Annotated in this window: 15 protein-coding genes; 3 read left to right on the forward strand and 12 right to left on the reverse strand. The window is 54.9% G+C overall.

Annotated features, from left to right (window positions below):
- Nucleotides 1–98: 98 nt before the first annotated feature.
- From JAO29_RS19845 to JAO29_RS19855, 3 genes are all read right to left on the reverse strand, one after another.
- Nucleotides 99–293: a hypothetical protein gene (locus JAO29_RS19845; RefSeq protein ID WP_334270010.1), complete on the reverse strand. Its 195-nt coding sequence runs from the start codon at nt 291–293 to the stop codon at nt 99–101.
- Nucleotides 294–502: 209 nt separating this feature from the next.
- Complete coding sequence (locus tag JAO29_RS19850; RefSeq protein ID WP_334270011.1) at nt 503–1,054, reverse strand: hypothetical protein; 552 nt, start codon at nt 1,052–1,054, stop codon at nt 503–505.
- 25 nt (nt 1,055–1,079) lie between these two features.
- Nucleotides 1,080–2,258, reverse strand: a complete 1,179-nt coding sequence (locus JAO29_RS19855) for a recombinase family protein (RefSeq protein WP_334270012.1) — start codon at nt 2,256–2,258, stop codon at nt 1,080–1,082.
- A gap of 124 nt (nt 2,259–2,382) precedes the next feature.
- On the opposite strand from JAO29_RS19855, the gene JAO29_RS19860 reads away from it, so the two are divergent.
- On the forward strand, nt 2,383–3,141 hold the full coding sequence (locus JAO29_RS19860; RefSeq protein WP_334270013.1) for an alpha/beta fold hydrolase: 759 nt from the start codon (nt 2,383–2,385) through the stop codon (nt 3,139–3,141).
- An 881-nt stretch (nt 3,142–4,022) separates the two neighbouring features.
- Here the strand turns inward: JAO29_RS19860 and JAO29_RS19865 are convergent.
- Nucleotides 4,023–4,229: a hypothetical protein gene (locus JAO29_RS19865; protein WP_334270014.1), complete on the reverse strand. Its 207-nt coding sequence runs from the start codon at nt 4,227–4,229 to the stop codon at nt 4,023–4,025.
- A gap of 294 nt (nt 4,230–4,523) precedes the next feature.
- Here JAO29_RS19865 and JAO29_RS19870 point away from each other — a divergent pair, with 294 nt between their 5' ends.
- Nucleotides 4,524–4,772, forward strand: coding sequence for a hypothetical protein (locus tag JAO29_RS19870; RefSeq protein ID WP_334270015.1), 249 nt, complete (start codon nt 4,524–4,526; stop codon nt 4,770–4,772).
- Between the two features lie 485 nt (nt 4,773–5,257).
- Here the strand turns inward: JAO29_RS19870 and mdcH are convergent, their stop codons facing one another.
- Genes mdcH through mdcA form a run of 8 tightly spaced genes read right to left on the reverse strand, consistent with a single transcriptional unit; the run spans nt 5,258 to nt 12,337 of the window.
- Nucleotides 5,258–6,235 (reverse strand): malonate decarboxylase subunit epsilon, encoded by a 978-nt coding sequence (mdcH, locus tag JAO29_RS19875; protein WP_334270016.1) that lies wholly within the window; start codon nt 6,233–6,235, stop codon nt 5,258–5,260.
- Nucleotides 6,177–6,818, reverse strand: coding sequence for a malonate decarboxylase holo-ACP synthase (locus JAO29_RS23660; protein ID WP_442886447.1), 642 nt, complete (start codon nt 6,816–6,818; stop codon nt 6,177–6,179). Before JAO29_RS23660 ends, mdcH begins: the two co-directional genes overlap by 59 nt.
- A 9-nt stretch (nt 6,819–6,827) precedes the next feature.
- Nucleotides 6,828–7,775 (reverse strand): AEC family transporter, encoded by a 948-nt coding sequence (locus JAO29_RS19880; RefSeq protein WP_334270017.1) that lies wholly within the window; start codon nt 7,773–7,775, stop codon nt 6,828–6,830.
- Between the two features lie 10 nt (nt 7,776–7,785).
- The gene (gene mdcE / locus JAO29_RS19885; RefSeq protein WP_334270018.1) at nt 7,786–8,619 is read right to left on the reverse strand and encodes a biotin-independent malonate decarboxylase subunit gamma; all 834 of its coding nucleotides are present in this window, start codon (nt 8,617–8,619) and stop codon (nt 7,786–7,788) included.
- Nucleotides 8,616–9,485 carry a biotin-independent malonate decarboxylase subunit beta gene (locus JAO29_RS19890; RefSeq protein ID WP_334270019.1) on the reverse strand — a complete coding sequence of 290 codons (870 nt, stop codon included), beginning with the start codon at nt 9,483–9,485 and terminating at the stop codon, nt 8,616–8,618. The genes mdcE and JAO29_RS19890 overlap by 4 nt, the downstream gene beginning before the upstream one ends.
- A complete protein-coding gene (locus tag JAO29_RS19895) occupies nt 9,482–9,778 on the reverse strand; it encodes a malonate decarboxylase subunit delta (protein WP_334270020.1) in 297 nt (98 codons plus the stop codon). The genes JAO29_RS19890 and JAO29_RS19895 overlap by 4 nt, the downstream gene beginning before the upstream one ends.
- Nucleotides 9,765–10,682 carry a triphosphoribosyl-dephospho-CoA synthase gene (locus JAO29_RS19900; protein WP_334270021.1) on the reverse strand — a complete coding sequence of 306 codons (918 nt, stop codon included), beginning with the start codon at nt 10,680–10,682 and terminating at the stop codon, nt 9,765–9,767. The genes JAO29_RS19895 and JAO29_RS19900 overlap by 14 nt, the downstream gene beginning before the upstream one ends.
- Nucleotides 10,682–12,337 carry a malonate decarboxylase subunit alpha gene (mdcA, locus tag JAO29_RS19905; protein WP_334270022.1) on the reverse strand — a complete coding sequence of 552 codons (1,656 nt, stop codon included), beginning with the start codon at nt 12,335–12,337 and terminating at the stop codon, nt 10,682–10,684. The genes JAO29_RS19900 and mdcA overlap by 1 nt, the downstream gene beginning before the upstream one ends.
- Nucleotides 12,338–12,444: 107 nt before the next feature.
- Between mdcA and JAO29_RS19910 the strand changes: the two genes are divergently transcribed.
- The gene (locus tag JAO29_RS19910) at nt 12,445–13,332 is read left to right on the forward strand and encodes a LysR family transcriptional regulator (RefSeq protein ID WP_334270023.1); all 888 of its coding nucleotides are present in this window, start codon (nt 12,445–12,447) and stop codon (nt 13,330–13,332) included.
- The last annotated feature ends 161 nt before the right edge of the window (nt 13,333–13,493 follow it).

Genomic DNA, 13,493 nt, shown 5'->3' on the forward strand with positions numbered 1-13,493 from the left:
GTAGCCGGACACAAATGGGTGTGTGAGTCCAAAGATTGCGTATGTATCTGCGATATTCAACTGGAGGCCGAAGATCACAGCCAGTGTCCTATCGCGCGTTACGCGCCTGCCCTGTACATCCATATGGACTCGCCGTCGAAGCGCACAATGATGGTCTTCGAATGGAGATTCCCTCTGACATCGACGAAATGATGCTCCGATGGGCAAACTCCACCGAGGACAACATTGGGTGGTGTCTGCTGTGCGACAGCGCTATCCGGGAAGATGACATGATCAAGGAAACCAGCACGCATAACTGCGCAGCTGGCCGAGCCCTGCACGCTGGACATCCGCCATCGCGAGGTCGTTGAGGCGCTTACCTAGGTCAGGGTGGAGTGGGTGTTGGCTAGAAACTGCACACTTGCGCGACCGAACGCCTCGCATTCCACCTTGATCGATTCCAAGCTTAGGACTTGAGAGATCCCGTAGTCGATCTTTTGCAGGCACCTTAAAATGTCCTGCTTTAAGCTACCGTGAGAACCGACCATGTCCGGCGCTGAACTGCCATAGCGCAAGATACGGGAATCTTGTAGTGCAGACCAATCGAGTCTACTTGATTGGTCTGCACTACACCTGCAGACGAAACAAAAAGTCCCACGTCGCCCGTGATCCGGAAGAACTGGCCGCGCTCGTCAGCATCTGGGGTTATCACAATCTTCTCAATCCGCTTCTGGAAATCCATCTTCAGAGCTTGGGCGGAGCCGAGTAACAACTGTTCCAGCGTGTCCATCTGGCCGTTGACAAAGTCCCTTACCTCCTCGAACTTCACTTCTGGCAATGGCGGGCGATTCAGTTCTGCCAGTTTCTCGTCAATTCGCTCAATGGACCTTTCCACCAGTTCCAGATCCTCATACAGGGCCCTCGAACCGCCGCTCTCTCGCACGGCCTTGACCAGGTTCTCCTTATACCTAGCCTGTGTCGCGCGGCTCGATTCCAGGTCCTTGCGTCGTTGTCCGGCGGACAATTCTGCTTCCATGCGTTCGTTCTTTGCCGATCGAATCTGCTCAAACACCATCTGTATCAGATCGTCACGAAGGGATTCATCGCGGAGTTTCTGACTCAGCGCATAGATGAATTGCCGCTCTAGTAACTCCTGGGAGATGGTGGAGCTGTTCGTACACAAGCCCCGCCTCCGAATACTCGACACACCCATAGCGCGTCGGTTTGGTCGTCCTGACATTTAGTTTCCCTCCGCACAATCCACATCTCAGCAGTCCGCTGAACAGGTACTTCCGGCTTGCCTCAGTACGAGTCATGCCTCCCAGCTGCTGCACGCCGATATCGCCGGATTTATGCTTTCGCATTTCTTGGACACGCTCGAACAGGTCATCTGGAACGATCTGGAGGTCCAGATTTCTTTCGCCAATCCGCCATTCGCTTTGTGGGAGATCAATCCGCTCTTTCTTCCCGGTATCAGGATTACGGATTTCCTTCGTTTTCCCATAAACTCGAATCCCAAGGTACCGCTGATTGGTCAGGATAGTACGGACCGCGCCTTTCGACCAGGACGGCTGTGCCCTCTTGTGGGTCGGCTGCGGAGGACTGATGCCAAGCTCCTTTAGCATCAGGCAAATCTCCCGGTCGCTCTTACCTTCGTCGGCGGCATGGAACATCCGAAGTACAACCTGGCTTTCTTCGGTATCGATAACCTCTTTCATGCCCTTCAGGCCAGGTTCACCGTAGGGCCCCTTCTTCGTGTAATCGAATTCCTTTACGTTGCGGTACCCAAAGCAGATTCCGCCGGGATTGTACCCGGCGTTAAATCGTCCGATTCGACCTCGGCGCACGCGCTTGCCCAGCTTCCTGGAGAACTGTTCGTCGGCGGACGCCTTGGCGATGAATGCCTCCCGAAAGGATTCGTTCCCTGACATTAGTTCATCGGTTACGAAATAGAGTTTCACGCCCGCATAGTCGAACTTGTCGACCAGCTTGCAGACATCGCCTACATTCCTTCCCAGGCGTGATGTGTCGTCGATCAGGATAATGTCAAAAGGCCGCGGCTTTTGATTGGCAACGGCAACCAACTCCTGGATTCCACTACGATCCAATAGAGTGACCCCGGTTTTCGCCTCGTCAGCGGGATCATATTCCGGCAGGCGCCGCCAGCCCTTTTCGTCTGCCGCTTCCTGGCAGTTGCGATTCTGGTCTTCAATGGACGCTCGCCGCTGGCGCGGGTTGCTATAGCGGGCATAGAAGACACAGCGCTCTCTCCCGTCCATTAAGTCATCCACTGGTGCCTGAAGGCTTTTCGTCATGAACCTAAATGGCCGCTAACGACCACTCCTCCTACTGGAGGGCTCGAAAGTCGAAACCTGGTCATTCACTTCAGAAGTGGGTGCCGGGATGGCGGCATTGCCATTCGTCAACAATCAAGGTGTACGTATTCATTACGAAACAGTTGGCAGCGGGTCCGCCCTCGTTCTTCATCACGGAACATTCGGAAGCGGCGCCGATTGGGCTGATGTTGGATACGTTGACGCCCTGAAGGAGGACCATCACTTGATCCTTCTGGATTCAAGAGGACATGGCGAAAGCGACAAGCCTCACGATCCCGCCGCTTATGGCCTCGCTCATCGTACCTCGGACGTCTTGGCTGTGCTGGATGATTTGAGCATTCGGGAAGCAGACTATTTCGGTTATTCGTTGGGTGGCTGGATCGGGTTTGGACTCGCGAAACATGCGCCACACCGCTTCAATTCGTTCATTCTTGGCGCCGCACATCCATACGCGGAAGATATGCAGCCGTTTCGTGACTATATGCCCCGCAGTCCTGAAGCGGTTCCAACGATGGTGGATCAGGTCTTCGGCAGTCGCATCACGCCAACAATGCGGTCACGTCTTCTGGCCAACGATCTCAAGGCGTTGCGGGCGTTGACTCAAGATCGGGAGTCCAACGCTGACGTCCTGCCGTCCATGACAATGCCTTGTCTCCTTTTCGTGGGAGAGCTTGATCCGCGCTTGGCCAAAGTGAAGGAATGTGTGTCCGAGCTTCCGAACGCGACATTTTTCACTTTGCCCGAAAGCGATCACATCGGTGCGCTACTCCGTAGCGATGTGGTGATCCCTCACATCAAGGCTTTTTTGTCGAAAGTCCGCCGATAATCGGCGCGCTTGATGTCGCCTACTGGCCCAACTCGGACCTTCCGCAATACCCGCTTATCGGTCGTTGTCGGGTGCAAACCGGACATTGAAAGTGCCCGTATTCAACACGGTCGATTTATGAGTAAATGCCCTAGTGCTCCATCCCGATTCGCACAGCCCGCGGGGCGGCCACTGGAATGCGGTAGAACAAGGGCATCAGTTCACGGCGACCGGCCGGGCCAACAGAGGGTGAAATTTTTTTGGTTGCACGGTGGTTGCAGATTTTCCCAAGGATTTGGGCGACATAATCCTTGGTGGCGGCCAAGGATTATGGAAAAATCCTTGGTTAAACAGAGGGTTGTCTGGTGCCGGGTGAGGGATTTGAACCCCCGACCTCGGTTTATGAAATCAAAGGCCGCACCCTCACGGCATGGCCCAATGCGCCGGTCGTCGTCGATTGGGAGCGGATGGGGTAAGGCTGGCTTGGCATTGCGGGGACAAAAAAGAGCTGGCTGTAGTTCATCGAACTCCATTGTGGAAGGTCTGCGTTTGGCAAGTTTTTTTTGGGCTCTTCCTCACTTTTGGTGAAGAATGGGCCAAAAGTCCGGAAAAACAGCGAGGTCCAGTACGCGCCGCCTGTCAAGGGCGGCCGTAAAACCAGGCCAGCACCCTAATGGTGTCGAAGAACCCGATACAGCTTTTTGCCAAATGGGGTAGGAGCAGTCTTGCCGAACCCTTTCCACCCTGCCGACCTTGATTGATCTCCTGTCTCATACCCAGGGAACCGGTCCAGCAACTTTGCTCTACATCTATATAGATAGAACGGGCGCGATGCTTCTCGCCATCAATATCGCCGTCCGGCCTCAGCAACGCTGGTTTGTGAATAACGCTGTCGAGTAACGCTATTTAGCGCGCCCTTGACACGCCGCATCCAGAAGACTCTTGGTCTGCTCAAGACCGAACAGTCCGGTCTTGAAGATATAACTCAGAGGAGACTGATCGCCGAATAAGGGATCTCTGTTTGGTTTTGTTATCCAGGTATCCGCCACATGATCGGGAAGAAGAATATTCAATGCTTTATAGATTCCCATAACGTAGGAAATTCTCATGAGCCCATCCTGGCTCAAGGTGTCGACTCCTGTCTCTGTCAGCCTTTTTCCGAGTAGTTGATCCGCTTGTTCAGAGGAGAGACCCCACTTGTCGACTATCGCGGCGAAACCGAGGCGTGCTGAGCGACTCAAACGCTCTCTCTTGCATCTGAATTACTGAAATCGTGGATTCGGATTGCCTCGGGCTGCTCAGGATTGGAATTAGCCACGATTAAGTTCTCCTATGGCGTGACGGTCCGTATGGAGATCTCATTGTAGCTCTCTCCCAACCTCGCGATCCCGGTGCTAGCATCCATGCCTCAACGAACCGAGGTGCTCCGACTTCGCCGCCGTGGCTGTATGGCCGCATTGATTGAGATCCCCCTGAACAGTTTCATCTACCGGCAGAGGCCGTCCTCCACCCCGCAAGGCACGAAGACTCCCGCCGGGGTCCTGCTCGCGCACGCGCTGCACGATGTATCCGGCCTCCCTATCGCTGCGGTCGCAGACGCAACACGCCTGATTCAGCTAATCCCCGCGCACTTGGAACGTTTCGGAACGTAATCGCTGATTGTAGGGTTTGTAAGTATTGATTTTGTGGTGGCCAGAGACGGGATCGAACCGCCGACGCCGGCCTTTTCAGGGCCCCTATCAATGGACCTAAGTGGCTTAGAATCAGCGGACGCGGTTGATAGGAAAGACGTTAGAACAGCAGCCATTTAGGATCGTGTGGGATAGTTTCCTCCCCAGGTTGTTCCCGTATTGTTCCCGCCCGTAACTCCAGGCGGTTTTCGGCTTTTAGAGCAGAAAGAGATTCTCGCTACACGCGATTCATGTTGCCACAGAGGCCGAACGACAGCAACGGGCACATTCCAGCATTTCCTCCGTAGGGAAAATTGTTTGAGAACGTGACCAGCTCGAGGGGCTGGGTCGCGGATCAGAGCCTGCTCTCGCACATCGGGTGGCTCGACAGGATTGATAAACAGAAGCCCACAGTCCCGTACCAATCATCCAGGGTGGGTGGAAAGCCAGGTCCTACATCTCGGACTTTACGCAGCGGCGAGTCGCAATACGTGTCTGAAAAGATCCGTTGTGACGACAGAAGCGGTAACGCCAGGCACGTTTTCTTTCGCCAGGTCCGTCAAGGCGTGGCCCGGCGGCATTTCAAGGAAGAGGTTACAGCCCAATTCCTCCGCGACAATCGTCGCATCACGCCAGCGAACTCCATGGGCGATGTTGTCCGCCAGATCCGTTGCTACTGCAGACGCGGAGCGCACCGCTCGTGCATTCACATTCGCAATGTAAGGATATTTTGGCGCCTTTAGCTGCATAGAATTTAGCTGGAGCCGAAGTGAGTCAGCAACGGATGCAAGCAGAGGACAATGGGATGGAACTGAAACGTGCAGGAGTTCAGCCTTTCTGGCACCGTGCCGGCACGCCTCTTCCAAAACCTTCTGCATCCCTTCTATGGAACCTGCAATGACGATCTGCCTCGGTGCGTTAATATTTCCTACGAATACCGGAGTCGTGGCCGTGTGTAGTGAGTCAACAATAGCCGTAATCTGTCGCTCGTTGAGACCGACGATGGCAGCCAATCCGTATCCGACTGGATATAGCTTTTCCATTTTCTCTGCGCGGGAACAAACCAGAATGACCGCATCCTTCAACGTGATCGCCTCGGCAACGACGGCTGCTGCGAAGGCGCCCACAGATAAACCTGCAACTGCACAACAAATAACGCCACGTCTCTGCAAAGCTCTAGCCGTAGCGACTCCGGAAGTTAGAAGAGCCAGTTGAACCGATACTGTGGAATTCAATGCCCCAGGTGAGTCCAACAGACGAACATCGGATTTCAATATGTCGCTGATCTCCTCGAGCGTCAAGTCGACAGCGGGATCATCAACGAGTTCATGAAGCATTCCAGGTCTCTGTGCTCCTTGTCCCGGGAACAAAAATGCAGTATTCACTTTAGCTATCCTCGCCGTTCGAGAGATTCCAAGGATTGGAGCCGAGAATGCGGCCGACACTCGTGCGAAGCAGAATATTACGACGCGAGGTTGTCGCGAATTCCTCTAAAGAAAACCCGCAGAAGGGTGTCTCTACCACTGCATCGACCTTTCCCGTAGCACTGCTGATCATTCGCCACAAATCCTGTGCTTCTGTAATCTCGAGTTTTCTGGGCGCGAAAAGTATGAAGTCTAAATCACTGCCTGCGCGGACAGCCGGTATTCCCGAGGCCAGTTCATAACCCACACTCCCGCCAGGACCCCAGCTCATATCCAGTCCCGCGAGGCGGCTTTCGAGATAGGACAAGGTGCGGAACGCCTGTAGTGCCCGGCGTGAATCCTCTGCGAGCAGCAGCCGTAGCTGATCTGGCCGCCGAGTCTCCATTACTTCACTCAATCTTGTGAATCCGGCGCAGCGTTCGTGCCTCTGCGACCCACGCACCCCCACGGGGATCAATCCATCTGAGATGCGGCTTCTCCGCACAACTACCCAAGGACGCCGGTTTGGATTGAGGTATGGGCACGCTGGATCCCTTTGAGTTGAGATGACCGCCGACTCTGTTCGCAGGAGAATGAGATCGTGGACATGCAGGGTGCCGACCATTGGATTCCCTCAAAAATACTTCGTGAATACGAGCATCCAGCCAGCAATAGAAAATGCCCCTACGCAATACGAAGCAATCAGCGCTGAGCTGGCGGTTTCAGGAGTTGAATTGAAGCTCTTTCCGAAAACGAGACCGAAGAACCCACCCGGTATCGCGCTGATGAGAGTGATGTCACGGATTTCAGCGTGACTCATATGAAAGAGCTCAGTAATGCCAAGAGCAAACAAGGGCTGAATCAGGACGATTGCAGCGGTTGTCCAGGCGACTTTCCCGTCAAAGCTAAATGTCTGGGAGGAGACAACAACCCCGGTAAGGATCAAAGCCGATCCTGATGCTGCGCTTCCGAGAATCGCTAACGACCGATCAAGATAGGATGGCAGATGTAAACCGAAGTAGACACTCGCCAAAGCCAACATGGGGGCCCACACTACAGGACGAGTGAATGCCTGAAGAAATTTGATCATAACCGCTTGAATAGAGGTGCCCTTTCCATCGGACAGTTTGTCGGACTCGAGCAACGCAATGGTGAAAGGGGAGATCGTGATAGCTCCGACTGCGATTGAGAGGGCCGCTGTAACCCTTGAACTGGGGCCATACGCGGTGGTTAGCAACGGCAAAGCTACGGCCGCAGAATTTGGAAAACCCACGGTCAGTGCAAGTACAGAAGCATCAGAGATAGACATTTTGAGACTTTTTCTCGCCCAGATATAGCTGGCAGCATACAAGGCCGCAAATACCACGGCGATCATCACTGCGGATTCCGATTCTTCTCGAAGCACAGGCCAGGATGTGCTGCTGATCGTGGAAAACAGCGCACATGGGATGGCGAAGTCCATCACGAGCACGATTAGATTTCGAACATTCAGGTTATCCATGGCTCCGCGCCGGCCTGCTATGTATCCCAAAAGCAGGCCGACGAAGATCGGGAGCAACGCATTGAGAAGAATCAGAGTCATTCCCGGCCTCTCAGTCGTTGAACCACTGCGCTTCAAGAGCAGCTCGCACCGCAAGGGTGCCTTTCCGGGTTTTTTTTGCGGCGTCTGACTCCCACCTGTTGCTCAGATCGAGCTTGCCTTTACGTGCATCGGCAATCGCTTCCGTGATTGCTTTCCTCACTTCGGCAACCTCATTCGAGGTCGGGTGTTGTGGGTCGTCGGCATGCAACAGCTTGAACAGGAGACCGAGTTTCGCATAGTCCCGGACGTCATACGACATGGGAGCGATCTCGTGTCCCAGTTTTTCGAGTTCCGCAACGGATCTTCTCGTAATCCTGGCTGCCGCCTCTTTATGCATTGCATGGATCGTAATCCCAGCATCATCGAACGCCAGAATGCGATTGGCCTGGTAGCCGTGAGTGAGAAATCCGCCACTGAATGCGTGGCCGGCTACCAACGAAATAACGGGATGTCCCGCCATCCTTGCCGATGCGTATGCATCTGCCGACGAAGCCGCCGCGAAGAAGATACCGGCCGTCTCCTCACGACGCCCGTAAGCCTGGCTCTTGACGTCAACGATTGCGATGATGGGACGCTTCGCTTCACGAGGCCTATCTCGATCTTCGGAGATAACCGCTCGAACGTGGGTTGCGAGAGCGAATGCTTCTTCGAGTCCAACCTGCCCCTCGCGGACACAAGGAAAACGGCTGTTCTTGTCAGGTACAAGGCTGAGGAAAAGGGCTGACTCATTTCCAGCAGCCGCAATCGTGGCCAGCACAGAGTGCGGGTCACCGCTATTTGGAGTATCACTTCCGGTCAGGACTTTAAACCACGCTTTGCCGCGCAATCCAACTTGTTCTTTCATCGCCCACCTCCTTTGGGGCTAGCCCACTGTTGCCGCAATATTGCAGGATCGATCTGGCTGGACGTATCAAGCGCCGCTATACGAGCGCGATAAAGTTCCACCTGCTCGCTCCGGTGCTTTTCCGGTAGGCCTTTGTGGACACAATCACGCACGGCCGCGGCTATCTTCTCGGCATCATCTTCGACGAGCGAATCAGCGAGTCCCATGCCGACGCGTTGTTCCCCACCATGAATTGCCCAGATGAGCGCTCGATCGGAGGCGTTAAACTCATCGATACCGGACTCCTGCTCAATCACCTCGGGACCGTTCAATCCAAGCCGGGCCTCGCGCGTCATGATTGTGTAGCTGGATACGCCGGCTACAAGAGACATGCCTCCGAAACAGCCGACAGTGCCTGCAACGATTGTGATCACCGGGGCATGCCGACGAAGGGCGAGAGCTGAAGAGATAATCTCGGCGACCGCTGCCAAACCAAGGTTCGCTTCCTGAAGGCGCACACCGCCTGTTTCGAGTAGAAGAACTGCAGCTGTCGGTTTTCCTGCCTCGGAATCCTTCGTGGCGAGATCCAGGGCAGCCGTCATTTTGGCGCCGGATACCTCGCCGACGCTGCCACCCTGGAAGGCTCCTTCAAATGCAATGGCGACTGCTGGAGATCCGCCGATTTTTCCCTTGATCACGATGCAGCCATCATCAGATTGTGGAGCGATGCCTTGCTTAGCGAGCCACGGAGACTCGATGCGATCGAAGGGACCGACGAGCTCCTTCCAAGTACCTTCATCGAAGAGGCTCTGAGCACGGGCACGAGCGTCCAGCTCGATAAAGCTCCTGCGATTGACGAAATCGGGAATGAGAGTTGGCGCGTTCATTGCTCAATCACCTCCACTGCCTGTTCTAGACGAAGCAACACACTGCCGGGTGTTGCGCCGGCATCGTTAATGTAGATACGGACCGCCCCACCGAACTTCGAGAAGAAACGATCGAAGACCGCCTTCCATGCATCGCCGAAGCCGTTGACGCTGGTCGTGATGAAGACACGGGCTCCCTCCTGACTATTCGGTTCGAGAAGGACCTCCATGTCACCTGAGCCCACTACACCAACGTGCGCTCTCTTGGTGATGAGGCGTTTTGCCTCGGGATAGTTGAACTCAATTTTCTCCATCGTTTTCCTCCACTGGATTGTTGTCCTGTTCCACTCGTTCGAGGCCGCGTTCGAGAGCGTCCAGAAAGAGTGTGGCCGCGAGAAGATCCGCGCTGCCGCCGGGAGAGATGCGCTGACTGACAAACTCTTGCCCGAGTGCGATCAATGCTGCATTTCCCTTTGGGCTTCCCGGGCCGCCAACCTTGATGACACGAGCGGCACCTTCGTGCACGATTCTTTGTGCCTCAGGCCCCCCTCGATAGAGAACACAGGTGTCATCGAGATGTGACATGATCGCAAGCAGAGCGGCAACCCGACTGTCGCGCTCTGTTCGGCCGCTTTTGCGAGCTGCCTTGAGTGCAGGAAGCCCAATCTTGACGACGTGCGGAAAATTCACGTAGGCTTCGCCGCGAGCGCCGGTAGCCCTATATCTTTCAAGGACGACATCTCCGTGAGATACTGCCTGCGGTCTTGCACGATCGGGAAGACGCGCGAGATATCCTGCAGCCTCGGCTACAAATTCCGGAAGGGAACCCTGGCTCAGACTTGCAGCACAAACCAGTAGTCCCAGAACCCAGATTGCACCTTTGTGCGCATTGCTGCCTGAAGTCGCGCGAAGCATCGCCGTTTCGGCTTCTCTACCAATACTGCCAACCACTGCACGCAGGCTGGTATCCATCTGAGCTTCGGCGGATGCCAGAGCCATGCGAGTAAAGTATGGGGCAATCGCGTCCGCAGATCTCCTCATCAGATCGAGGGAGAGATCCGAATGAGATCCTGACCCTCGACCGTCAACCAGGCCCGGTTTAGGTTTGAGCTCCGCTTCAGCAATCAACGACTGCCAGGCGAGTTCTGAAAGCCACTCAGACCGGCCCAGAGCATTGAGTTGCTGAGACGATTTCGCGATTGGTCTTAGCTGTGCCATTACCAGCTCCTGAACTTGGCCGGCGGCTGATAAAGGCCGCCAGACCATGCAACTAGGTCTTCCATGCTCCGAGCCGCAAGCAGAGATCGCTTCGCTTGAAGACGGTAGACTCCGATGTCCTCTGGGAACGCGACGATGCCGCGACGACGAAGTTCGGCTGTCTCATTGGACTTTGCCTTAAGGCCGACTGGACTGACACCGGCTACCGCAGCCAAAGCCCGGCGGCGCTCTTCAACGCCTTCGGTTTTGTACAGATAAGCAATCCCTTCTTCCGTCACAACATGGCTAACGTCCTGGCCATAGATCATGATGGGTGCAATCGGCATGCCAGCCTTCTTGCCAACTTCGACTGCATCCAGAGTTTCGACGAAGGCCGGCTCGCCACCTTTGGCAAAGGTTTCAAGCGTCTGAACCACCAACTTGCGGCCCGGGAGGGTCGGGTCAGCACTGGTCTTGAGGTCGAGCCAAGCCGGTGATGAATGGCGGCGTCCATGCGGATTATGTCCCATGTTCGGCGCACCTCCGAAGCCTGCAAGCCGTCCGGTCGTTACCGTAGAGGAATTGGCATCCCCGTCCATCTGAAGCGTTGCTCCAATAAAGGCATCCACGGCGTACTGACCAGCAAGCTGACAAAGAACACGGTTGGACCGCAGGCTGCCATCCCGGCCAGTGAAGAAGATGTCGGGGCGAGCACGGATGTATTCATCCATTCCGACTTCGCTTCCGAACGAGTGAACGCTCTGAACCCATCCGCTCTCGATAGCCGGAATCAGTGTGGGGTGCGGATTCAGCGCAAAGTGTTTGCAGATTTTTCCGCGAAGGCCGAGAGACTCTCCATAGGTCGGGAGAAGAAGTTCAATGGCGGCCGTGTCGAAACCAATTCCGTGATTGAGTGACTGGACCTGATGCCTCTCATAGATGCCGCGGATGACCATCATCCCGGTCAGGATCTGCAGATCGCCAATGTGGCGGGGATCGCGAGTAAAGAGAGGTTCGACCGCGTATGGCATGTCGGCCTCGACAACGATATCGACCCAGGAACCGGGGATGTCGACCCTTGGCAATATGTCGACGATCTTGTTGACTTGCACGATCACAATCGCGTCATGGAAGGCGGCAGCCTCAACAATCACCGGGGTATCTTCAGTGTTGGGACCTGTGAACAGATTGCCCTCATGGTCTGCCTGTTCGGCGCACACGAGAACAACATTGGGGACTAAATCAACCAGGAGTCGAGCGTATAACTCGACATAGGTGTGAATGGCGCCGATCTCCAGTACGCCATCTTCGAGCAACTGTGCGACACGGAGACTCTGCGGACCTGCGAAGGCAAAGTCGACCTTCTTCGCGATTCCAAACTCAAACAGCGTGAGGTGCTCGGGGCGACTGATACTGGAGATGATGAGGTGGAGATCGTGAATTCTCTTGGCATCGACCTTTACGAGGGAACGTGAGAGAAAGTCGGCTTGCTTCTGGTTATCTCCTTCCAGGACGAGACGGTCGCCGCTGGCGATGACGGATTCGAGCGCCTCGACCGTTTTCGCAGTCGGCAGGACGGGACCGGTCATCCATGGCCTCACGATCTGCATCCGACGCGCCTTCTCGTCCCGGCGCGTCGTCCAAGAGGTCCGTCGCGGCTGTGTCTGTTCATTCATTCCATACGCTCCTTCTGTCCTTCCCTATCGATTAGAGCTTTGTCACGGTGATTAGAATCGTTGTATGTTTTTATGAGCATGATTAGCAGCGTTTATGAAGAGGCTTTATGGAACTACGTCAGATCCGAACGTTTCTTTCTGTCGCAGAAACACTTCACTTCGGTCGCAGTGCGAAGCTGCTTCACCTTAGCCAGCCGGCTTTGAGCTTGCAGATCAAATCTCTCGAAGAGGAACTGGAGGTAAAACTTCTGGAGCGCGGCCGACAGGGCACCGCACTGACAGAGGCCGGACGAATCTTTCGCGACGAGGTCGTGACTGCTCTCGAACAATTAGAAGTTGCGAGTCAAAAAGCACGGTGGACTACCGCTGGAGAACTCGGCCGGATACGCGTAGGTTTCGTCTCGACGGCTGGTCATGAGATCGTTCCGAATCTCATACGTCGCTTCCGCAAACTTTACCCATCGGTAGATTTCTCGCTGCGAAACATTCTCACTAATGACCAGATCGGGATGATTCATAACAGGACCTTGGATGTCGGATTCCTGCGTCTTCCGATCGAAAGCAACAAGGGAATCGATGTGACTGTTGTCCATCGCGAACCACTGGTCGTTGTTCTTCCTGCAAATCATGCGTTAGCAACGCAAAAGGAGATAAGGTTGCGCAAACTGGACGGCGAACGCTTCCTGATGTACGACCGGCCGGATGCTTCCGGCTTTCATGATTTTCTGCTCGGGTTACTGAGCCGCGCCGGCGCCGTCCCGAATATTGTTCAGACAGCCAGCGAGATGCCGACTCTCATCTCTCTCGTGGATTCTGGCATGGGTGTTGCACTCATGCCGGAATCGGCCACGAGACAAAGATTCGCGAAGATCACAGTGTGCCCCGTCGCCGACCGCATCCCTCCCTCAGAAATTGGAATGATTGTCGCAAAAGGAAATGGCCTGCCGGCAGTTCAAAGATTCTGCGAGCTTGCTCAGAGTATCTTTCGGATCTGATAGGGAAGCCGCTTCTCGGAAGCCTAATCGAGGTTGCGCGATCGCAAACGGGCAGAGAGGTTCGCCGATACGGGGCTAGCGATACCGCACGAAGGTTGACTCACATCATGACGAATTCGTCTGAAAGGGTTTTTTATGCCTGACGGGAACATTGTCGATTC

The organism is Edaphobacter sp. HDX4, from assembly GCF_036877565.1.
Taxonomy (GTDB): domain Bacteria; phylum Acidobacteriota; class Terriglobia; order Terriglobales; family Acidobacteriaceae; genus Edaphobacter.